The sequence below is a fragment of the Bibersteinia trehalosi USDA-ARS-USMARC-188 genome (assembly GCF_000521725.1).
In the GTDB taxonomy this organism is placed as follows: Bacteria; Pseudomonadota; Gammaproteobacteria; order Enterobacterales; family Pasteurellaceae; genus Bibersteinia; species Bibersteinia trehalosi.
On the sequence record NZ_CP006954.1, the window covers coordinates 564915 to 587226 of the forward strand.

The following is a 22312-nucleotide window of genomic DNA, read 5'->3' on the forward strand; positions in this document are numbered from 1 at the left end:
CTACTGTTAGGCGAAATTCACCCACAAAAAGCGTAATTTTCTCCATTTTCTGTGGGTGGTTAAGTGAAATAAAAAAACTATACTGATTCTAGTTTTTATTTGTTCATTTATCAAGCAATGCTTGAACTAAGAGAGTTACATTATGGCTAATTTTGGCTTTCCTGTCGAAACAATCCTTGTCTTTTTTGGGGTTATTATCTTTTCGGTGTACCTTGATTTGTTTGCTCATCGCAATACCAAAGAGATTACAGTTAAAGATGCTTCACTTTGGTCACTATTTTGGATTGGGCTAGCTTTAGCTTTTTATGGTTATTTATGGGCGAGATTTAATAAGGAATCTGCTGATCTTTATCTTGCTGGTTATGTGTTAGAGAAAAGTCTATCGATTGATAATCTAATGGTTTTCGTTGCTATTTTTGCATCATTTGGAATCACGGGCAAATTGCAACACCGTATTCTTTACTGGGGGATTATAGGAGCATTGGTTTTCCGTGCAATATTTGTGGTCATTGGAGCAAGCCTATTTACAGCAAGCCCTTATGTTGGTTTTATTTTTGCTGCTTTTGTCATTTGGAGTGGATATAAAATGCTCAGCAGTAATAATGAGTCAGAGGAAGAGATTGAAGATTATTCTAATCATTGGAGCGTCCGCTTTATCGGAAAAACAATGCGTGTTTATCCAAAATTGTTTGGAGAGCGTTTCTTTATTAAACATAATGAATTGAGTGCAGAAAATGTAGCCTTAGTCACTCGTAAAGGGATTCGTTATGCTACACCGGCATTCCTCTGCCTTATAGCAATTGAAACCTCAGATGTTGCATTTGCTTTTGATTCTGTTCCTGCCGTCATTGCCGTTACCCAAGAACCATTATTGGTTTATGCTGCGATGATTTTCGCTATTTTAGGGTTGCGTAGCCTTTACTTTATCTTAGCTGCATTGACTAAATATTTAGTTCATCTTGAAAAAGCAGTAATAGCATTACTTTTCTTTATTGGTATCAAAATGGGAATCCAATCTTGGAACCACGCTTTTGGTGATACAGGTATTCATATTTCTCCAAATGCCAGTTTATTGATTGTATTGGGCACATTGGCTGTTGGGATACTGGCTTCTCTAATCTTTCCAAACAAAGAGGAAAAGTAAATGAACGCTATTAAAAAATTTATTGCTCGTTTATTACTCCACCCCTATCTTAGAGTTTTGATCATACTGTTTTCCATAATAGGAATATCACAATTTTCCTACTTTAAAGACATTGAGAATGACTATTTTGGATATGGGTTAAGCATTACTGGCATTATTATAATTTGGTTTTTACTGGATTTTATTGCCATCCTTTTATTAAAAAAGCCTCAGCAGAAAGTGGAAATTCCTACTTTATTTATTTCTTGGTTAAAAGAAAAAGCAGGGATTACTACAGGGGTTGTGTTAGCTTTTAGTTTTATTGTAGCCGCTATTTGGCTGATTTCTTTCGGCTATAATAAATACCAAGATTACCAGAACAATAAACCTATTGACTATGCCGCTGCGTTAGCAGATAACAGTGTTGAATCTTGGGAAAGATATTTAAAACAAAATCCCAACTCTATTGACAGAATGGAAATTGAAGAGCGGATAATTCGACTAGAAACAGAAACAATCCTGAAACATAAAGATACAGGTAAACTCCCTATCAGCAATAAGCAGAGTAAGTATTATAGCTCTATTTCTCATATCCAAGTTAATAACGGAACAGGTTGTGTATTAACAATGCGATATGTCGGCAATAATGTAATGAAAATTGTTATTCCGGTTGGGCAAACTTATAAGATCAGTTTAGATAGTGGGAATTACGCTGTAGCAGCCAGTGCTTGTAATAGTAATTATGGTTCATATGAGGAATTTAGTGGAAACCATAATGTTAAATATTATATGACTCGCTGATAAATCGAATTTTATTCATCAACTCAATGGAGAATTTATATGTCAGTATCTTTATCAAAAGGCGGTAATGTAAGCCTAAGTAAAAATGCCCCTAATTTAACTAAATTAGTGATTGGATTAGGTTGGGATGTTCGAGCAACAGATGGTGCTGAATTTGACCTTGACGGCTCAGCATTTATTTTAGATGCGACAGGTAAAGTACGTTCAGATGCCGATTTTATTTTTTATAACAACTTGAAATCAATTGATGCTAGTGTTGAACATACAGGTGATAATCGTACAGGAGCTGGCGATGGTGATGATGAAAGCATCATTGTACACCTTGACAAATTACCTACTACGGTAGAAAAAATTGCGATTACAGTAACTATTCATGAAGCAGAATCAAGAAAACAGAGTTTTGGTCAAGTTATTGGTGCATTTGTTCGTTGTGTCGATGGGGCAAATAATAATGAAATTGCTCGTTTTGATTTAAGTGAGGATGCTTCAACCGAAACAGCGATGATTTTTGGTGAAATCTATCGCCATAATGGAGAATGGAAATTCCGTGCCGTAGGACAAGGCTTTGCTGGTGGTTTAGCAGCATTAGCAAGAAATTACGGTATTAATATTTAATTGGAAATAAATGGGTAAGTAATTACCCATTTTTTATGGAGAAAAAAATGGCTATTGATGTAACTAAAAAACCTAAAATATCACTCAGCAAAGTGATTCTAGAAAAGTCTGGGGATTCCACTCGTATTGATTTATCTAAAAGCAATGATCAAAATATTGTGATCAATTTAAATTGGACACAAAAGAAAAATGCCGGATTATTTGCTAACCTATTTAATAAAAATCAAGATATTGACCTAGATTTAGGTTGCTATTATGAGTTAAATAATGGGCAATCTTCAGTGATTGATGGGTTACAGTTCTCTCATAATCGAGGAGGAGCGAGAAATCAACGAACTCGACAAGGCTGTTATACCGAAGCACCTTATATTTGGCACTGTGGCGATGATCGAGGTGCTGGCAATAGTTCAGGCGAGAATATTTTAGTAAATCCCCAAGGCGCTCAACATATTAAACGGATTATCGTTTACTGTTTTATTTATGAAGGTGTAGCAAAATGGGGAGAATCTGATGCTGTCGTTACAGTCAAAGTACCTAACCAACCGGATATTGTTGTTGAAATGGGAAGGCAAACTGATCCAAGAACTTTCTGTGCGATTGCCTCTATAGAGTTTCACGGAAATCAAATGTCAGTTCGTAAAGAAATCACTTTCCATAATGGCCATAAAGAGTGCGATCACTATTATGGATGGGGATTTAACTGGGGTGCTGGTTCTAAATAAAGGAAAGCGGACGAAAGTCCGCTTTCCTAGCTTTTCCAATAGTTTTCCTAGTTTATATTTAACTATCATTTATTCATGATATGTGAATACGGACCATCACTTCTTAATATATGTCTTAATTCAAAGTATGGGACTTCTACATTCCAAGCCCCTAATGCATAAGGACCAACTTGATAGGGAGGAAATAAAAATCTTAGCCCAGTATCAGTAATTAGAAAATTCTCAAAATTTCCATCATGAGCTGATGCTCCCTCTTTGAACCAGTTCATAGTATGTTCATCTACTTCTTCTCCTGTTTTTTCCCAATATTCTTTGCGAAGTTGTTTAATTGTATACTCACTAATTATTTCCAAATAGCTAGTTCTGGGCTCAAATAAATCTTCTAATCTGATTCTTATTATTGAATTTCTACTAGTGTCGAAATTAAATGTACTAAATGCAATTTGACCATGTGCTGCTCCTGAAAAATAATAATATAATGTCATATATATAGAAATAATGTTATTTGAAACAAATGCTATATCAAAACTTTCTGAATATTCGTTTTTTATGTCACTATTCAATTCCTCTTCTGTTAAGATTATTTTCTCTAATTTCTCCTGTCTTAGTTCTGATAATATTTTTATTGCATTCCCTAAAAAATATGCACTCAGTTCCGATGCTACTTCAGGTTTCGAGTCTGATACAAAAGAAGGATAGGTAATATCAATGTTGTGTCCCAAATTATCATCCCAGCTTTCTTGAATTTCATTACTCTTGATTAAATATGGTCCATTAGATGTACCTATTGTAATTGCAATAGATTGCTGTTTAGCAGCTATGAGAAGAGACTCTCTAATACTATTAAATGAATTACCATCTATATTTCTTATAAACTGCAATCGTCTTGAAATATCATCTGGAACATTACACTCTTCAATTATTATAGGAATGATATAGATGTCATCTTGTTGCCTATATTTTAGTTTATTCATAGCTTCATTAAATTCTCTTCTAACAAAACCTCTTTTTCCTACACTACTGCTAGAAAGTAATAATATAACAACATTAGCGTTATTTAATGCCTTGTCTATTTCAAACTCCCAATTTTGTCCTGCTATAAGTTTTTTTATATCCATCCAAGGGGTAAATCCTGATTTTTCTAGCCACTCATAATATTTTTCTGCAATTACTTCATCTTCTTTTGCATAACTAATAAATACATTTAAAGACATGTTATTTCTCCAAAATAAAAGTTATAAAATAATCACCATCATTGAATCAATATAGTTTTACTAATTAGAACACTATATGTTTTTAAACCCCACCCTCAGCCTGCGACTTCACATCTTGTTTCATTGCCACACTTAACCATTTCTTCGCCGTGAGCTCGTCCCAACCTTTGCGTTTCGCATAATCCACCACTTGGTCTTCGTCAATTTTGCCGAGTGTGAAGTAGTTGCTGGCAGGGTGGGTGAAGTACCAGCCGCAGACGGAGGCGGCAGGCCACATGGCATAGCTTTCGGTGAGTTTCATGCCGATCCGTTGTTCGACTTCGAGTAAATCCCAGATGATCTGTTTTTCGGTATGCTCAGGGCAGCTCGGGTAGCCCGGGGCGGGGCGGATTCCTCGGTAGTTTTCACGGATCAAGCGGTCGTTATCGAAGGTTTCTTCGCTATATCCCCATACTTTGGTGCGTAGCTCAAAGTGTAGGTATTCCGCCATTGCCTCTGCCAAACGGTCGCCAACGGCTTGGAGCAGAATGGCGTTGTAGTCATCGCCTGCCGCTTTGTAGCCTTCTACTAAATCGTGTTCTTCAATGCCGGCACAGACGGCGAACATACCAAACCAGTCTTGTTGTCCGCTTGCTTGGTCAGCGATAAAATCGCTTAAACAGAGGTTATACGGGCTTTTGCTGTTTTTGCCTCGTTCAGATTGTTGGCGGAGGTGGTAGGATTTTCCGATACAAGCGATGCGATCTTCGTTTAAAATTGCAATATCATCGCCCTCACGCACGGCAGGGAAAATCCCCATAATCCCGCTTGGGTTGAGCTTGCCGTTTTGCTCAAATTCGTCCAGTACCCGTTGGGCATCGTTATAGACACGGCGTGCCTCTTCGCCGCCCTCCGGATAATCAAAGGCATCAGGATAACCGCCCATTAAGCCCCAGAGCATAAAGAACGGCGACCAGTCGATAAATTTGCGCAGGGTGGCAATCGGCACATTTTTGTATTCGATAATACCGGTCTGTTTTGGCGTTGGCGGCACATAATCCGCCCATTCGCCACTAAATCCGTTAAAGCGATTGGCTCTTGCTTCCTCAATGGATAAACCGTTGCGAAGTGGTTTGCGAACGGCAAATTTACGCTGAATTTCTTCGTACTCGGCTTTGGTTTTTTCCCAAATTTCATCTCGGGTTTCCGGATTCATCAGCGCTGCACACACCGTCACACAGCGGGAGGCATTAGCGGTGTAGATCACCGGATAGTTATATTTCGGGTAGAGCTTAATTGCCGTGTGTTCTTTGGACGTGGTTGCCCCACCAATCATCACCGGTAAGTTGAGTTTCAAGCGGTTCATTTCACCTAAAAAATACTCCATTTCGTCCAGCGATGGCGTGATTAGCCCACTTAGCCCAATGATGTCGGCTTTTTCCCGAATGGCAGTTTCGATAATCACATCGGCAGGCACCATCACACCTAAGTCGATCACTTCAAAGTTATTACACTGCAACACCACGCTAACGATGTTTTTGCCGATGTCGTGTACATCGCCTTTTACAGTGGCGATCACCATTTTGCCATTGCTCGATCCTTTCTGCTTGGTGGCGTTGATATACGGCTCTAAATAGGCAACGGACTGTTTCATTACCCGAGCCGATTTCACCACTTGCGGTAGGAACATTTTACCGTCTCCGAACAGGTCGCCCACCACGTCCATACCCGCCATTAGCGGCCCTTCAATCACTTCCAGCGGAGAGGCAAATTGCTGGCGAGCCTCTTCGGTATCTTCAATGATGTAGGTGGTAATGCCTTTCACGAGGGCGTGTTTTAAACGCTCTGCCACAGGTAAGTTTCGCCATTCGGCGGCACTTTCATCGGCACTTTCTACTTTTACGCCCCGATATTTTTCGGAAATTTCCAACAGGCGGTCGGTGGCGTCATTACGGCGGTTCAGCACCGCATCTTCAATCGCCTCTCGCAGTTCAGGGTCGAGGTCGTCATAAATCGCCAACTGCCCTGCGTTCACGATCCCCATATCCATTCCGGCTTTGATGGCATAGTAGAGGAACACGGCGTGAATGGCTTCCCGCACCACATTGTTGCCACGGAAAGAGAAGGAGACATTCGACACCCCGCCGGAAATTTTGGCGTATGGCAAGTCTCGTTTAATCCGTTCACAGGCTTGGATAAAGTCCACCCCGTAGTTATTGTGTTCTTCAATACCGGTGGCAATCGCAAAAATGTTCGGGTCGAAAATAATGTCTTCCGGTGGGAAATCGAGCTGATCGACCAAAATCCGATAGGCTCGGGTACAGATTTCTACCTTGCGTTCTTCGGTATCCGCTTGCCCGACTTCGTCAAACGCCATCACTACCACCGCAGCCCCATATCGGCGGCAGAGTTTGGCTTGGTGAATAAATTTTTCTTCGCCCTCTTTGAGGGAAATTGAGTTCACAATCGGCTTGCCCTGCACGGTTTGCAAGCCCGCCTCGATCACCTCCCATTTCGAGGAGTCAATCATAATCGGCACTTTTGCCGCCTCAGGTTCGGTAGCAAGAATGTTGAGGAAACGGGTCATACATTTTTTGGAATCGAGCAACGCCTCGTCCATATTCACGTCAATCACCTGCGCCCCGTTTTCCACTTGGCTGATGGCAATTTCAATCGCTTCCGCAAATTTCTCTTCTTTAATCAGCTTCTTAAATTTTGCCGAACCGGTGACATTATTGCGTTCGCCCACATTTACAAACAGCGAATTATCGTCAATCGTGAGTGGTTCTAAGCCCGACAAACGCATAGCGGTTGGAATTTCAGGTAATTTACGAGGCGCAACGCCTTTGGTGGCTTCGGCAAAGGCTTGGATATGCTCCGGCGTTGTACCACAACAGCCGCCGACAATGTTCAGCCAGCCGAGTTCTGCCCACTCTTTGATGTAAGTCGCCATCTCTTCCGCCCCTAAATCGTACCCGCCAAAAGCGTTTGGCAAGCCGGCATTCGGGTGAACCGAAACAAAAGTCTCACTGATTTTTGACATCATCTCCACATAAGGGCGAAGTTCCTTAGGCCCGAGCGCACAGTTCAAGCCGAACGTCAGCGGTTTGGCGTGGCGGAGCGAGTTATAAAACGCCTCAGTAGTCTGCCCCGACAGCGTTCGCCCTGAGGCATCGGTAATCGTGCCGGAGATCATAATCGGCAATTTCACACCCAGCTCATCAAACACGGTTTCAATCGCAAACACCGCAGCTTTGGCGTTCAGGGTATCGAAAATGGTCTCTATCATAATCAGATCCGCCCCGCCCTCAATCAAACCTCGGGTTGCCTCGGCGTAGGCTTCCACCAGTTGCACAAAGGTAATGTTACGGAAACCGGGGTCATTCACATCTGGGGAGATCGAGCAAGTTCTATTAGTCGGGCCGAGAATACCTGCAACAAAGCGGGGTTTTTCAGGGGTGGAGTACTTATCCGCTGCTGCTCGTGCCAATTTCGCCCCTTCAAAATTGAGTTCATAGGCAATATGCTCTAATGCATAGTCGGCTTGGGCAATAGTGGTCGCAGAGAAAGTGTTGGTTTCAATAATATCTGCCCCAGCGGCAAGGTATTTTTCGTGAATTTCCGCAATCACATCAGGGCGTGTGAGAATCAATAAATCGTTATTGCCTTTGAGATCTACTGGGCTATCTTTAAAGCGTTCAGCACGGAAATCCGCTTCGGTCAGTTTATATTCTTGAATCATCGTCCCCATCGCACCATCTAGGATTAAAATGCGTTGAGAGAGGGCTTGCTGAAGAGCAGAAAATTTGTTTTGCATAATGGTCTTTTATCTTAGAAAAAATTAGTGCTAAGTTACCGTTTCTTACAACTTTTTGCAAAATTTTATGCAAAATTGACCGTTTGTTTTTAGGGCGTATTGATGTTTTAAATAGCGTGTCGTTAAAATAAAGCAAAAAGAATATAAGGAGCAAAAAATGAACAGCATTCAATTGTTGCCACCGGAGATTAATATTGTTCGTTACAACGAATTAGACGTATTAGAAATCTCACACCCTAAGTGTTGTGCCAAAATTGCCTTGCAAGGTGCTCATCTATTTAGTTGGCAACCTAGCCACGCTAAGCAAGATGTATTATGGATAAGTGAAATCGAGCCTTTTAAAGCGGGTAATGCCATTCGCGGAGGTATCCCAATTTGTTATCCGAATTTTGGCAACGGCTTAGATGGTAAACAGAAACCTTCACATGGATATGCACGTATTTCCAGCTGGGATTTAAGCTCTTATCGTATTGAACCTCATGCGGTGTATATAACCCTACAGCTCGCTCAGCAGGCTAAAATTGAAATGATGCTTGGAGAACAAGCAACCCTGCATTTTACCAAGTTAGATAGTGAGCCAAGCCAGTTGGCATTGCATAGCTATTTTAATATTGCAGATATTACTCAAACCAAGGTAAGCGGTTTGCCAACGCGTTGTTTTGACAAGCTGACTCAGCACGAGCAAGCGGTCGAAAGTCCACGAAAAATTGCAGAAAACATTGATTGTATTTATACGCTGCAACAGCCTATATCTGTTATTGATGATAATGCCAACCAGCGGCAAATTGAAGTTGAACATATAAATGCCAGCGAAATTGTGCTATGGAATCCGTGGCGTCAGCCGACAAACGGTATGAGCGAAACAGGCTATAAAACGATGGTTTGTGTAGAAACCGCACGAATTTACCGCTTGCTTGCTCAGAATGAAACAGTGGGTGTGAAGATTTGTGTGAAATAGTGTAGAATTTGGCAAATTTTTATAATGGAATAAAAAATAATGACAACGTTAAAAAACGATCGTTACTTAAAAGCCCTTTTACGTGAACCTGTGGATATGACACCTGTGTGGATGATGCGACAAGCAGGGCGCTATTTACCAGAGTATAAAGCCACTCGTGCGATCGCTGGCGATTTTATGTCGCTTTGTCGTAATGCGGATTTGGCTTGTGAAGTGACCCTTCAACCGCTACGCCGCTATGCGTTAGATGCAGCGATTCTTTTTTCCGATATTCTCACCATTCCTGATGCAATGGGTTTAGGTTTAAGTTTTGGTGCTGGTGAAGGCCCAAAATTTGCACGCCCAATCACAAATAAGGCAGAGATTGATAATCTCCCGATTCCTGATCCCGAAGGTGAATTACAATATGTGATGAATGCGGTGCGTACGATTCGCCGAGAATTAAAAGGCGAAGTGCCGTTAATTGGTTTTTCAGGCAGCCCTTGGACACTTGCCACTTATATGGTGGAAGGCGGTTCAAGCAAAGCCTTTACCAAAATCAAAAAAATGCTCTATACCGAGCCGCATTTACTCCACGCATTATTAGATAAATTGGCTGACAGTGTTGTTTTATATCTTAATGCCCAAATTAAAGCAGGGGCACAAGCTGTGATGGTATTTGACACATGGGGCGGTGTGTTAGCGCACAAAGATTATGAAGAATTTTCACTACGCTATATGCACAAAATCGTCGATGGCTTAATCCGTGAAAATGAAGGCAGAAAAGTCCCAGTCACACTCTTTACCAAAGGTGGTGGCTTGTGGCTAGAAAAAATGGCGGAAACAGGCTGTGATGCGTTAGGATTAGACTGGACAGTAGATATTGCTGATGCGAGAAAACGTGTGGGGCATAAAGTGGCGTTGCAAGGCAATATGGATCCAAGCGTGCTTTATGCAAGCCCTGAGCGTATTCAGCAAGAAGTGAAAGCGATTTTAGCAGGGTTTGGTAACGGCTCAGGGCATGTGTTTAATCTTGGACACGGCATTCACCTAGACGTACCAACCGAAAGCCCGAAAATTTTTGTGGATAGTATTCACGAGTTTTCTAAATCGTATCATCGTTGATTTTACAAAAAATATACTAAAATCAACCGCTTGTAGGGTGCAATTTGTTGCACCTCTGACAAAATAAATTGTTTTAACGGTGCAACAAGTTGCACCCTATGGGAAAAATAAATGCGAAACCCAATCCACAAACGTATGGAACGCTTCGAGAGTTGGCAACATCTCACATTTATGGCGTGCTTATGTGAACGAATGTTGCCGAATTTTCAGCTGTTTTGTGATGTGACAGAACAACCTGAAAAAGCGAAAACTTACCAAAATATCCTAAATCTTGTTTGGGAATTTCTAACAGTTAAAGGCGCAAAAATCAATTTTGAAAATCAGCTGGAAAAACTAGAAGAGATTATTCCTGATGTAAACGAATTTGATTTTTATGGTGTTTTCCCTGCTGAAGATGCGTGCCAAGCGTTATCCGATTTATTGCATACTATCATTGCAGGCGAATTTTTAGAACAATCTATTAAGCTCAGCCAACTCTCTTTAGCGACTGTAGCAACTTACTTAGAAACTCAGCAAGATCGAGAACTCAATGAAACGGAATTAAAAAATTCTGCGGAAATTCAGGAAGAGCTTGATGTTCAATGGCAAATTTATCGCTTACTAAATGAGTGTGAGGAACGCGATATTGAGCTGATTTTAGAGCTGAAAAAAGAGTTGCGAGAGAGTGGAATTAGTAATATTGGGTTAAAATTTAATCAATAAGTGTGATCTGCGCAACAATTTCAACATTATTCACTTTGAGAAATGCGTAGATTGAATTAAGCTAAGCAACGCTTTTATGCAAATTTCTTTGATCTGGCAGGAATGCCGAAAATTCAAATCTTTTAGAGGATAACACTATGAACAAAACTGAATTAATCGATGCAATCGCAGCGTCTGCTGAATTAAGCAAAAAAGATGCAAAAGCCGCATTAGAAGCAACTTTAGAAGCGATCTCTGCAAGCCTAAAAAAAGGTGATGCGGTTCAACTAATCGGTTTCGGTACTTTCAAAGTAAATCACCGCAAAGCGCGCACTGGTCGTAACCCAAAAACTAACGAAGCAATTGAAATTCCAGCATCTAACGTACCAGCGTTCGTTGCGGGTAAAGCATTAAAAGATTTAGTAAAATAATTCTTTGTACAGATTTCTTAAAAGCCTAGATTTTATCTAGGCTTTTTTGCGTTTATAAAAACGTGTTTTTCCGCTACAATAGCACTGTTTTTTTACTCCATTTTAGACAAATAATGAAACCATCAATTATTAGCAAATTAGAAAGCTTAGCAGAACGCCACGAAGAGTTACAGGCATTGCTAGGCGACCCATCAGTGATTAACGATCAAGAGAAATTCCGTAGTTATTCCAAAGAGTATGCCCAGTTAGAAGAAGTGGTTGGAGCATTTAATCGTTGGAATAAATTGCACGCCGATATTGAAGATGCACAATTACTGTTAGACGATCCTGATATGAAAGAGATCGCCCAAGAAGAGATTGAGCAAAATAAAGCAGAGATTGAGCAAACTGAACAACAGTTACAAATTCTTTTATTACCAAAAGATCCAAACGATGAATACAACGCATTCTTAGAAATTCGTGCGGGAACAGGTGGTGATGAAGCGGGGATTTTCGCAGGGGATTTATACCGTATGTATAGCCGTTATTGTGAAAGTAAACGCTGGCGTATTGAAGAGCTTTCGGCCAATGAAAGTGAGCAAGGTGGTTATAAAGAAATTATTGTGAAAATTTCGGGTGAAGGCGTTTACGGGCAGCTCAAATTTGAATCGGGCGGCCACCGTGTACAACGTGTGCCAAAAACTGAATCACAGGGGCGTATCCACACGTCTGCGTGCACCGTTGCAGTAATGCCTGAATTGCCAGAGAGCGAATTGCCAGAAATTAACCCATCGGATTTGCGTATTGATACCTACCGTTCATCAGGTGCGGGTGGTCAGCACGTGAATACCACCGACTCTGCGGTGCGCATTACTCACATTCCAACAGGTATCGTGGTAGAGTGTCAAGACGAACGTTCACAACATAAAAACAAAGCGAAAGCATTAGCAGTGTTAGCCTCTCGCATTGTTCAAGTGGAAAAAGAGAAACAAGCTCAAGAGCAAGCGGATACTCGCCGTAATCTACTTGGTTCGGGCGACCGTTCAGATAAAATCCGCACTTATAACTACCCACAAGGGCGTGTTACCGATCACCGTATCAATCTTACCGTTTACCGCTTAGATGAAGTCATGAACGGCAAAATTGATGAGTTAATTCAGCCGATTATCACCGAATACCAAGCGGATCAGTTGGCAGCGTTGTCGGATCAGCCGTAATAAAGATTGTATAACTAGTGCTAAATCCTGCATTTCTGCTCGATGTGATTCCCCTCTTTAGCAAAGAGGGGTTAGGGGAGATTTGGCAGGTGTGATTGGCGGAGTGAGAGAGTAATTGATAGCTGAAATTTGTTGATAATTTATGCATTTTTATAACTTATTTTCTTCGATAATTTCTTCTGCCAAATCTCCCCCTGCCCCTCTTTGCTAAAGAGGGGAGTCAGATCACAACAAAGATAGATTAAACAATGAACTACGCCCAATGGCTCACATTCGCCACTCAGCAATTACTTAAAAACGTTAAGAATGATCCGTTTTTAAATGCAAAATTTGACGCAAATTTACTGCTACAAGCGGTAACAAAACGTTCAAAATCTGCCATTTTTGCTTTTGCGGAGACAGAATTAACGGAAAATGAATTAACTGAATTAACGGAAAAATTGGCTCGCCGTGTGAAAGGTGAGCCAATGGCGTATATTTTAGGCGAGCGTGAGTTTTGGTCTTTGCCTTTAAAGGTCTCTCCGCACACGTTAATTCCCCGCCCAGATACTGAACGCTTAGTTGAACTTGCCCTTGATAGAGCTTACAAACGGTTAGAAAGTCAGAAAAGAGTGCAAATTTTGGATCTCGGCACAGGCACGGGAGCGATTGCATTAGCACTTGCTAGTGAGCTGAAAGAGAAAGCGGGAATAGTAGGGGTAGATCGCATCATAGAAGCAGTAGAGCTTGCTGAACAAAATCGGCAAAATCTTGGTTTTGATAATGTCTGTTTTTTACAAAGTGATTGGTTTTCAGCATTAGGTGAGCGTAAATTTGACATTATCGTCAGTAATCCGCCTTATATTGATGCTGATGATGAAAATTTAATGGTTGGTGATGTTCGTTTTGAACCCTTGTCTGCATTAGTTGCCGAACAGCAGGGTTTAAGTGATTTGCAAAAAATTATTCAAAATGCACCGCTTGCATTGAATAAAAATGGCGTTTTACTGCTTGAACATGGTTGGCAGCAAGCTTTTGCTGTACAAGAATTATTTAAACAAAATCAATGGGATAACATTCAAACCGCACAGGATTATGGCGGTAATGATAGAGTAACGAGTGCCGAATGGAACAGATAAATTTTCAACCTCCTTTTTCTAAAAAAGAGCGGGTTGCATTACAGCAATTTTTATATCGAGAATTAATTCGTATTAGTTTGTTATTAGATAATAATCTCACCGCGCCACAGCTTTACGGCAAAATGGCGGCCTTGGTAAAAAAGGCACGCTATGCAGTGAATGCGGATACGGATTTGGCGCGAATTGAGCAGCTTTTAGCATTTTTCTACCAAGAACAGGGGTTTTATTGTCACCACGCAGAATATTATCATTCACAAAATTTAATGTTAAATCAAGTGTTAGATTTAAAGCGTGGTATGCCTGTGTCGTTGGGGGCGGTATTATTACAGCTTGCAAGTGTGTTAGATTTGCCGCTTTATCCCGTCAATTTCCCTACGCAATTATTATTGCAAGCGGAAGTGACTCTTGAAAATGGGCGTAAAGAGAGCCGTTTTATTGATTTGTGGAATGGCACTTATCTTAGCTTTGAACAGATGGAAAAACTGCTTGAAGGCGAAATGGGAGCGAGCACGAGTTTAGCACGCCAGCATTTAAAAATTGCCGAGCCAAGTGAGTTGCTAGAGCGCTTAGAGACGGTGTTAAAGATGGCATTAACTCGCGAGAAAAAATTTGAAGAAACCTTGAGAGTGATTGAATATCGCTTACAGGAGCAACCAGATGATCCTTATGAAATCAGAGATCGAGGCATGATTTTAGCCAGTATGGAGTGTTATCAAGCTGCCATTGAAGATCTCAACTATTTTATCGATCAATGTCCAGATGATCCTTCGGCAATGATGCTCAAAATGGAAATCCCCGCATTAGAGAAACAAGGCAAAGCATTTATTATTCATTAAGTAAATTCTCTTTACGAGAGAAAATAAGGAAACCTTATGCAACAAAAAACCATCAAACTCGGCAATCTTGAAATTGCCAATGACAAGCCATTTACCCTATTTGGTGGGATGAATGTGCTGGAAAGCCGTGATATGGCAATGGCTGTCTGTGAAAAATATGTGGAAGTCACCAATAAACTTGGTGTGCCATATGTGTTTAAAGCCTCATTTGATAAAGCCAACCGTTCCTCGATCCACTCTTATCGAGGGCCGGGTATGGAAGAAGGTTTGAAAATCTTCCAGGAATTAAAAGATACTTTTGGCGTAAAGATCATCACGGATGTACATGAAATTTACCAATGTAAACCCGTTGCCGAAGTGGTTGATATTATCCAGTTACCAGCATTCCTTGCGCGCCAAACCGATTTAGTGGAAGCAATGGCTCGTACTGGTGCGGTAATTAATGTGAAAAAACCGCAATTTTTAAGCCCAGGACAGATGGGCAATATCGTAGAAAAAATTGAGGAATGTGGTAACGATCAAGTGATTCTTTGTGATCGTGGTACAAATTTTGGTTACGATAATTTAGTGGTAGATATGCTCGGTTTCAGTGTAATGAAACAAGTTTCCAAAGGTTGCCCAGTGATTTTTGACGTTACCCATTCATTGCAATGTCGTGATCCATTTGGTGCTGCATCAAGTGGTAGACGTGCTCAAGTTACCGAGCTTGCCCGTGCAGGTTTAGCGGTGGGCATTGCAGGTTTATTCCTAGAAGCTCACCCTGATCCAAACAACGCAAAATGTGATGGTCCATCAGCATTACCACTTTCAACCCTTGAAGCCTTTGTCGGACAGATGAAAGCGATTGATGATTTGGTGAAGTCATTCCCTGAGATTGATACCTCAAAATAATGAACTAAGGGCGAATGATTTCGCCCTTTTGTAAAAAAATTGTTAATTTTAACCGCTTGATATATATTGATTCCGGTATTTTAATCATAAAAAACATAAGGAAACACTATGCTCAACATCGTTTTTTTAGACCGTACAGGCATTCCTGCAACACATGAAATCCCTCGTCCTTCATTTGCTCATAACTGGGTGGAATATGATCGTACTACAGCGGAGCAAACTTTTGAACGAGCTAAAGATGCAGATATCATTATCACGAGTAAAGTGATTTTTGATCGAGAAATGCTTGCTCGTTTGCCAAAATTAAAGCTGATCGCGATTACTGCAACGGGGACGAATAATATTGACACCGTAGCAGCAAAAGAGCTGGGAATAGCGGTTAAAAATGTAACGGGCTACTCTTCGGTTACCGTGCCTGAACATGTTTTGGGAATGATATTTGCCTTGAAACATAGTTTAATTGGTTATCATCGAGATCAAGTCACTTCTGATCGCTGGGCAACTTGCGGGCAATTCTGCTATACCGACTATCCAATCACAGATATTCGTGGTTCAACCTTAGGGGTATTTGGGAAAGGGAATCTTGGCTCAGAAATCGGGCGTTTAGCAACGCTGTTAGGCATGAATGTGCTGTATGCAGAACATAAAGGGGCTACAACAATTCGTGAAGGTTACACGCCATTTGAAGATGTGCTCAAGCAAGCGGATATTGTTACGCTGCATTGCCCATTAACTGAAACTACACAAAATTTAATTAATGCAGAAACCCTCGCATTGATGAAACCAACCGCGTATTTAATCAATACGGGACGAGGACCTTTGGTTGATGAAAGTGCTTTGTTAAATGCCTTAGAAAATGGTGAAATTGCTGGTGCGGCATTAGATGTTTTGGTGAAAGAGCCACCAGAAAAAGATAATCCACTTATGCAAGCGGCTAAACGTTTACCAAATCTACTGATTACGCCACATGTTGCGTGGGCATCGGATAGTGCGGTAACCACTTTAGTCAATAAAGTGGCACAAAATATTGAAGAATTTGTAGTAGTAGGTAAATAGCCTCACTCTACCCTCCCTCTACTCTCCCTTTAGCGTCAATTACAACCGTAAATATTGCTTCTTACGTTTTTAATAAGCAGAATGCGGTTGTTTTCCACTTCTTTTTTCTGTTTTTTGATAAAAATAATTATATAGTGTTATAATTCTCATTCGTATTTTAAATGAAGGTGGTGTGAGTTATGAAAGGAAATAATTTTAATCTACTAGGGAATATCACATGGCTATGGATGAATTCCTCTCTCCATAAGGAATGGAGCTGCAAATTGTTAGCTTGTAATGTTATTCCAGCAATTGAAAATGAACAATATATGCTGCTTGTCGATAATGGGATACCTATTGCTTATTGTAGCTGGGCAGACTTAAATCTGGAGACAGAGGTAAAATATATTAAGGATATTAGTTCGTTAACATCCGATGAATGGCAATCGGGTGATCGACGCTGGATTATTGACTGGGTAGCGCCATTTGGACATTCTCAATTACTTTATAAAAAAATGTGTCAGAAATACCCAGATATGATCGTCAGAGCTATACGGTTTTATCCAAAACAGAAAGAACTAGGTAAAATTACTTATTTTAAAGGAGGTAAATTAGACAAAAAAACAGCAAAAGAACGTTTTGATATATATCAAGAAGAACTGGCAACAGCGTTGAAAAATGAATTTAATTTTATCGAAAAATAAGAGGAGATCTCCCTTATGGGAACTAAACTAACCCTATCAACCTTATCAAATGGAATAAGAAGTACTTTAACTGCAACAAGAGGCGGCTTAAATAGAGCAGGGCAGTCATTAACCCAAGCTGGACAGACTTTAAAAAACGGAGCTAAAAAAATCATTCTCTATATACCAAAAGATTACAAATATGATTCAGGTAGTGGTAATGGATTACAAGATTTGGTTAAAGCTGCTGAAGAGTTAGGTATTGAGGTACAGAAAGAAGAAGGCAATGATATTGCTAAAGCCCAAACTAGTTTGGGAACAATTCAAAATGTATTGGGTTTAACTGAACGTGGTATTGTATTATCCGCACCACAACTTGATAAGCTATTGCAAAAAAATAAAGTAGGTCAAGCATTAGGTTCATCTGAAAGCATTGCGCAAAATTTTAGCCAAGCAAAAACAGTATTATCTGGAGTTCAATCAATTCTAGGATCTGTATTAGCTGGTATGGATTTAGACGAAGCATTGCAGAATGAGAGCGATCAACTTACTCTGGCTAAAGCTGGTTTAGAGTTAACTAACTCATTGATTGAGAATATTGCTAATTCAGTACAAACACTTGATGCCTTTAGTGAGCAAATCAGTCAATTTGGTTCTAAATTACAAAATGTAAAAGGTCTAGGAGCTTTAGGGGATAAACTCAAAAATATCGGTGGACTTGATAAAGCTGGTCTTGGTTTAGATGTCATTTCGGGTTTATTATCAGGTGCGACTGCAGCACTTGTTCTTGCTGATAAAGATGCTTCAACAGCTAAAAAGGTAGGAGCAGGCTTTGAGTTAGCAAATCAAGTAGTTGGTAATATTACGAAAGCAGTTTCTTCATATATTTTGGCTCAGCGTGTTGCAGCAGGATTATCCTCTACGGGCCCTGTTGCTGCTTTAATAGCCTCAACTGTTGCACTTGCTATCAGTCCATTATCGTTTGCGGGTATTGCTGATAAATTTGATCGAGCAAAAAGTTTAGAAAACTATGCTGAACGTTTTAAAAAATTAGGTTATGAAGGTGATAGCTTATTAGCTGAATATCAACATGGTACAGGGACTATTGATGCATCCGTCACTGCAATCAATACAGCATTAGCTGCTATTGCTGGTGGTGTGTCTGCTGCTGCCGCTGGCTCTGTGGTTGCTTCCCCTATCGCTTTACTAGTATCGGGTATTACTGGTGTCATTTCTACGATTTTACAATATTCTAAGCAGGCAATGTTTGAACATGTGGCGAATAAAATTCATAATAAAATTGTAGAATGGGAAAAGAATAATGGTGGTAAAAACTACTTTGAAAATGGTTACGATGCCCGTTATCTTGCGAATTTACAAGATAATATGAAATTCTTATTGAACTTAAATAAAGAATTACAAGCCGAGCGTGTAATTGCAATTACTCAGCAACAATGGGATAGTAATATAGGTGATTTAGCTGGTATCAGTCGTCTAGGTGAAAAAGTACTTAGCGGGAAAGCCTATGTTGATGCCTTTGAAGAAGGTCAACATCTTAAAGCGGATAAATTAGTGCAATTAGATTCTGCGAAAGGGATTATTGATGTTAGTAACACTGGAGAAGCGAAAACACAGCATATTTTATTCCGGACACCGTTATTAACTCCGGGAACAGAAAAACGCGAGCGAGTGCAGACGGGTAAATATGAGTATATTACTAAACTTCATATTAACCGAGTAGATAGCTGGCAAATTAAAGATGGCGCAGCGAGCTCAACATTTGATTTAACGAATGTCGTTCAGCGAATTGGTGTTGAGTTGGATCATGCTGAGAATGTTATTAAAACCAAAGAAACGAAGATTGTTGCAACATTAGGTGATGGCGATGACAATGTATTTGTTGGCTCAGGTACTACAGAAATTGATGGTGGTGAAGGTTACGACCGAGTTCACTATAGCCGCGGAAACTATGGTGCTTTAACTATTGATGCAACCAAAGAGACCGAGCAAGGTAGTTATACCGTAAATCGTTTCGTAGAAAGCGGTAAAGCATTACACGAAGTGACTTCAACTCACACCGCATTAGTGGGCAACCGTGAAGAAAAAATTGAATATCGTCATAGCAATAACCAGCACCATGCCGGTTATTACACCAAAGATACCTTGAAAGCTGTTGAAGAAATTATCGGTACATCACATAACGATATTTTTAAAGGTAGTAAGTTCAATGATGCCTTTAATGGTGGTGATGGTGTCGATACTATTGACGGTAACGACGGCAATGACCGCTTATTTGGTGGTAAAGGCGATGATATTATCGATGGTGGAAATGGTGATGACTTTATCGATGGCGGTAAAGGCAATGACCTATTACACGGCGGTAAAGGTGATGATATTTTCGTTCACCGTCAAGGCGATGGTAATGATTCAATTACTGAATCGGAAGGTAATGATAAATTATCATTCTCTGACTCAAATCTAAAAGATTTAACCTTTGAGAAAGTAAATCACCACCTTGTGATTACTAATACCAAGCAGGAAAAAGTCACCATTCAAAACTGGTTCCGTGAAGCAGAGTTTGCAAAAACAATTCAAAATTATGTTGCAACAAGAGACGATAAAATTGAAGAGATTATCGGTCAAAATGGTGAACGGATTACCTCGAAGCAAGTGGATGAACTTATCGAAAAAGGTAACGGTAAAATCGCTCAGAGTGAACTGACAAAAGTTGTGGATAACTATCAATTACTCAAATATAGCCGAGATGCATCAAACAGTTTAGATAAGTTAATCTCATCTGCAAGTGCATTTACCTCGTCTAATGATTCGAGAAATGTATTAGCGAGCCCAACTTCAATGTTGGATCCGAGTTTATCTTCTATTCAATTTGCTAGAGCAGCTTAATTTTTAATGATTGGCAACTCTATATTGTTTCGCACATTATGGAGTTGCCGTTTTATTTTATAAAAGGAGACAATATGGAAGCTAACCATCAAAGGAATGATCTTGGTTTAGTTGCCCTCACTATGTTGGCACAATACCATAATATTTCGCTTAATCCGGAAGAAATAAAACATAAATTTGATCTTGACGGAAAAGGGCTTTCTTTAACCTCTTGGCTTTTAGCCGCAAAATCGTTAGTGTTGAAAGCGAAACACATTAAAAAAGAGATTTCTCGCTTACACTTGGTGAATTTACCTGCATTAGTTTGGCAAGATAACGGTAAACATTTTTTATTGGTAAAAGTGGATACCGATAATAACCGCTATTTAACTTACAATTTGGAACAAGATGCCCCACAAATTCTGTCACAAGACGAATTTGAAGCCTGCTATCAAGGGCAATTAATTTTGGTCACATCTAGAGCTTCCGTAGTAGGTCAACTAGCAAAGTTCGATTTCACCTGGTTTATTCCGGCAGTGATCAAATACCGAAAAATCTTTCTAGAAACCTTGATTGTTTCGATCTTTTTGCAAATTTTTGCCCTAATTACACCGCTATTTTTCCAAGTTGTTATGGATAAAGTACTGGTGCATCGAGGTTTTTCAACCTTGAATATCATTACGGTTGCCTTAGCTATTGTGATCATCTTTGAAATTGTACTAAGTGGTTTGAGAACCTATGTTTTTTCTCATAGCACTAGCCGTATTGATGTTGAATTAGGCGCTAAATTATTTCGACATTTATTATCACTACCCATTTCTTATTTTGAAAACAGACGAGTTGGAGATACAGTCGCTAGGGTTAGAGAATTAGATCAAATTCGAAATTTTCTCACAGGGCAAGCATTAACTTCTGTTCTAGATTTATTATTCTCTTTTATCTTCTTTGCCGTGATGTGGTATTACAGTCCGAAGTTGACTCTTGTTATTCTTGGCTCATTACCTTTCTATATATTGTGGTCTATTTTTATCAGTCCAATTTTGCGACGACGTCTAGATGATAAATTTGCCCGAAGTGCTGATAACCAAGCATTCTTAGTTGAGTCGGTAACAGCCATCAATATGATTAAAGCGATGGCGGTTGCTCCACAAATGACTGATACATGGGATAAACAGCTGGCAAGCTATGTTTCATCAAGTTTCCGTGTCACCGTATTAGCAACCATTGGGCAACAAGGTGTACAACTTATTCAAAAAACCGTTATGGTGATTAACCTTTGGTTAGGGGCACACTTAGTTATTTCAGGCGATCTTAGTATTGGACAATTAATTGCCTTTAATATGCTGTCAGGACAAGTGATTGCACCGGTGATTCGGTTAGCTCAGCTCTGGCAAGATTTCCAACAAGTTGGGATTTCCGTCACTCGCTTAGGTGATGTTTTAAACTCTCCAACAGAGCAATATCAAGGAAAGTTATCACTACCAGAAATAAAAGGCGATATCTCATTTAAAAATATCCGCTTTAGATATAAACCAGATGCACCAACTATTTTAAATAATGTGAATTTAGAAATTAGGCAAGGAGAAGTGATTGGGATTGTTGGACGTTCCGGTTCAGGCAAAAGTACTCTGACTAAATTACTGCAACGTTTTTATATTCCTGAAAATGGGCAGGTTTTGATTGATGGACATGATCTAGCCTTAGCTGATCCAAACTGGCTACGCCGTCAAATAGGTGTAGTGCTGCAAGATAATGTGTTATTAAACCGCAGTATCCGAGAAAATATTGCGCTATCAGATCCAGGAATGCCAATGGAGCGAGTAATTTATGCAGCAAAATTAGCAGGGGCTCACGATTTTATTTCAGAATTGCGTGAAGGTTATAACACCATTGTGGGTGAACAAGGAGCGGGGCTTTCAGGCGGGCAACGCCAACGGATTGCGATTGCACGAGCCTTGGTAAATAACCCGAAAATCCTGATTTTTGATGAGGCAACCAGTGCCCTCGATTACGAGTCTGAGCATATTATTATGCAAAATATGCAAAAAATATGCCAAGGTCGAACTGTGATTTTAATAGCTCATCGCTTATCTACAGTAAAAAATGCTGATCGGATTATTGTGATGGAAAAAGGGGAAATAGTAGAACAAGGCAAACATCACGAATTACTACAAAACAGTAATGGGCTTTATTCTTACTTACACCAATTACAACTAAATTAAAGA

Annotated in this window: 18 protein-coding genes; 16 read left to right on the forward strand and 2 right to left on the reverse strand. The window is 40.0% G+C overall.

Annotated features, from left to right (window positions below; all coding sequences use genetic code 11):
* Positions 1 to 142: 142 nt before the first annotated feature.
* Genes F542_RS02755 through F542_RS02770 form a run of 4 tightly spaced genes read left to right on the forward strand, consistent with a single transcriptional unit; the run spans position 143 to position 3261 of the window.
* Positions 143 to 1144, forward strand: coding sequence for a TerC/Alx family metal homeostasis membrane protein (locus F542_RS02755; protein WP_015433057.1), 1002 nt, complete (start codon positions 143 to 145; stop codon positions 1142 to 1144).
* Positions 1145 to 1924 (forward strand): DUF6759 domain-containing protein, encoded by a 780-nt coding sequence (locus tag F542_RS02760; RefSeq protein ID WP_015433056.1) that lies wholly within the window; start codon positions 1145 to 1147, stop codon positions 1922 to 1924.
* Positions 1925 to 1963: 39 nt separating this feature from the next.
* A complete protein-coding gene (locus F542_RS02765; protein WP_015433055.1) occupies positions 1964 to 2539 on the forward strand; it encodes a TerD family protein in 576 nt (191 codons plus the stop codon).
* 47 nt (positions 2540 to 2586) lie between these two features.
* Positions 2587 to 3261 carry a TerD family protein gene (locus F542_RS02770; protein ID WP_038445703.1) on the forward strand — a complete coding sequence of 225 codons (675 nt, stop codon included), beginning with the start codon at positions 2587 to 2589 and terminating at the stop codon, positions 3259 to 3261.
* Positions 3262 to 3326: 65 nt separating this feature from the next.
* Here F542_RS02770 and F542_RS02775 read toward each other — a convergent pair whose 3' ends face one another.
* A complete protein-coding gene (locus tag F542_RS02775) occupies positions 3327 to 4475 on the reverse strand; it encodes a TIR domain-containing protein (protein ID WP_015433053.1) in 1149 nt (382 codons plus the stop codon).
* Between the two features lie 82 nt (positions 4476 to 4557).
* A complete protein-coding gene (gene metH, locus F542_RS02780) occupies positions 4558 to 8271 on the reverse strand; it encodes a methionine synthase (RefSeq protein WP_015433052.1) in 3714 nt (1237 codons plus the stop codon).
* 157 nt (positions 8272 to 8428) lie between these two features.
* Here metH and F542_RS02785 point away from each other — a divergent pair, with 157 nt between their 5' ends.
* The 12 genes from F542_RS02785 to F542_RS02840 all read left to right on the forward strand — a co-directional run bounded on the left by F542_RS02785 (position 8429) and on the right by F542_RS02840 (position 22309).
* Positions 8429 to 9229 (forward strand): D-hexose-6-phosphate mutarotase, encoded by an 801-nt coding sequence (locus F542_RS02785; RefSeq protein ID WP_025266851.1) that lies wholly within the window; start codon positions 8429 to 8431, stop codon positions 9227 to 9229.
* Positions 9230 to 9268: 39 nt separating this feature from the next.
* Entirely contained in the window at positions 9269 to 10333 is a 1065-nt protein-coding gene (hemE, locus tag F542_RS02790) for a uroporphyrinogen decarboxylase (RefSeq protein ID WP_025266852.1), read from the forward strand.
* Between the two features lie 111 nt (positions 10334 to 10444).
* Complete coding sequence (locus tag F542_RS02795) at positions 10445 to 11035, forward strand: YjaG family protein (RefSeq protein ID WP_025266853.1); 591 nt, start codon at positions 10445 to 10447, stop codon at positions 11033 to 11035.
* Between the two features lie 137 nt (positions 11036 to 11172).
* Positions 11173 to 11445: an HU family DNA-binding protein gene (locus F542_RS02800; RefSeq protein WP_015433048.1), complete on the forward strand. Its 273-nt coding sequence runs from the start codon at positions 11173 to 11175 to the stop codon at positions 11443 to 11445.
* 113 nt (positions 11446 to 11558) lie between these two features.
* Positions 11559 to 12641 carry a peptide chain release factor 1 gene (gene prfA, locus F542_RS02805; RefSeq protein WP_025266854.1) on the forward strand — a complete coding sequence of 361 codons (1083 nt, stop codon included), beginning with the start codon at positions 11559 to 11561 and terminating at the stop codon, positions 12639 to 12641.
* A 248-nt stretch (positions 12642 to 12889) separates the two neighbouring features.
* Positions 12890 to 13759 carry a peptide chain release factor N(5)-glutamine methyltransferase gene (gene prmC / locus F542_RS02810; RefSeq protein WP_025266855.1) on the forward strand — a complete coding sequence of 290 codons (870 nt, stop codon included), beginning with the start codon at positions 12890 to 12892 and terminating at the stop codon, positions 13757 to 13759.
* Positions 13747 to 14595: a SirB1 family protein gene (locus F542_RS02815; RefSeq protein WP_025266856.1), complete on the forward strand. Its 849-nt coding sequence runs from the start codon at positions 13747 to 13749 to the stop codon at positions 14593 to 14595. The genes prmC and F542_RS02815 overlap by 13 nt, the downstream gene beginning before the upstream one ends.
* Positions 14596 to 14631: 36 nt before the next feature.
* The gene (kdsA, locus tag F542_RS02820; protein WP_025266857.1) at positions 14632 to 15486 is read left to right on the forward strand and encodes a 3-deoxy-8-phosphooctulonate synthase; all 855 of its coding nucleotides are present in this window, start codon (positions 14632 to 14634) and stop codon (positions 15484 to 15486) included.
* Positions 15487 to 15594: 108 nt separating this feature from the next.
* On the forward strand, positions 15595 to 16542 hold the full coding sequence (locus F542_RS02825) for a 2-hydroxyacid dehydrogenase (RefSeq protein ID WP_015433042.1): 948 nt from the start codon (positions 15595 to 15597) through the stop codon (positions 16540 to 16542).
* Between the two features lie 179 nt (positions 16543 to 16721).
* The gene (locus F542_RS02830; protein ID WP_025266858.1) at positions 16722 to 17225 is read left to right on the forward strand and encodes a toxin-activating lysine-acyltransferase; all 504 of its coding nucleotides are present in this window, start codon (positions 16722 to 16724) and stop codon (positions 17223 to 17225) included.
* 15 nt (positions 17226 to 17240) lie between these two features.
* Positions 17241 to 20108, forward strand: a complete 2868-nt coding sequence (locus F542_RS02835; protein ID WP_015433040.1) for an RTX family hemolysin — start codon at positions 17241 to 17243, stop codon at positions 20106 to 20108.
* Positions 20109 to 20182: 74 nt separating this feature from the next.
* Entirely contained in the window at positions 20183 to 22309 is a 2127-nt protein-coding gene (locus F542_RS02840; protein WP_025266859.1) for a type I secretion system permease/ATPase, read from the forward strand.
* Positions 22310 to 22312: the final 3 nt, after the last annotated feature.

Bases quoted from the DNA above. Each gene is read 5' to 3' on its own strand.
- F542_RS02760 (WP_015433056.1), top strand. From the start codon at position 1,145: ATGAACGCTATTAAAAAATTTATTGCTCGTTTATTACTCCACCCCTAT.
- F542_RS02755 (WP_015433057.1), top strand. From the start codon at position 143: ATGGCTAATTTTGGCTTTCCTGTCGAAACAATCCTTGTCTTTTTTGGG.
- prfA (WP_025266854.1), top strand. From the start codon at position 11,559: ATGAAACCATCAATTATTAGCAAATTAGAAAGCTTAGCAGAACGCCAC.
- F542_RS02830 (WP_025266858.1), top strand. From the start codon at position 16,722: ATGAAAGGAAATAATTTTAATCTACTAGGGAATATCACATGGCTATGG.
- F542_RS02825 (WP_015433042.1), top strand. From the start codon at position 15,595: ATGCTCAACATCGTTTTTTTAGACCGTACAGGCATTCCTGCAACACAT.
- prmC (WP_025266855.1), top strand. From the start codon at position 12,890: ATGAACTACGCCCAATGGCTCACATTCGCCACTCAGCAATTACTTAAA.
- kdsA (WP_025266857.1), top strand. From the start codon at position 14,632: ATGCAACAAAAAACCATCAAACTCGGCAATCTTGAAATTGCCAATGAC.
- F542_RS02840 (WP_025266859.1), top strand. From the start codon at position 20,183: ATGGAAGCTAACCATCAAAGGAATGATCTTGGTTTAGTTGCCCTCACT.
- metH (WP_015433052.1), bottom strand. From the start codon at position 8,271: ATGCAAAACAAATTTTCTGCTCTTCAGCAAGCCCTCTCTCAACGCATT.
- hemE (WP_025266852.1), top strand. From the start codon at position 9,269: ATGACAACGTTAAAAAACGATCGTTACTTAAAAGCCCTTTTACGTGAA.
- F542_RS02765 (WP_015433055.1), top strand. From the start codon at position 1,964: ATGTCAGTATCTTTATCAAAAGGCGGTAATGTAAGCCTAAGTAAAAAT.
- F542_RS02775 (WP_015433053.1), bottom strand. From the start codon at position 4,475: ATGTCTTTAAATGTATTTATTAGTTATGCAAAAGAAGATGAAGTAATT.
- F542_RS02795 (WP_025266853.1), top strand. From the start codon at position 10,445: ATGCGAAACCCAATCCACAAACGTATGGAACGCTTCGAGAGTTGGCAA.
- F542_RS02785 (WP_025266851.1), top strand. From the start codon at position 8,429: ATGAACAGCATTCAATTGTTGCCACCGGAGATTAATATTGTTCGTTAC.
- F542_RS02770 (WP_038445703.1), top strand. From the start codon at position 2,587: ATGGCTATTGATGTAACTAAAAAACCTAAAATATCACTCAGCAAAGTG.
- F542_RS02815 (WP_025266856.1), top strand. From the start codon at position 13,747: ATGGAACAGATAAATTTTCAACCTCCTTTTTCTAAAAAAGAGCGGGTT.
- F542_RS02800 (WP_015433048.1), top strand. From the start codon at position 11,173: ATGAACAAAACTGAATTAATCGATGCAATCGCAGCGTCTGCTGAATTA.
- F542_RS02835 (WP_015433040.1), top strand. From the start codon at position 17,241: ATGGGAACTAAACTAACCCTATCAACCTTATCAAATGGAATAAGAAGT.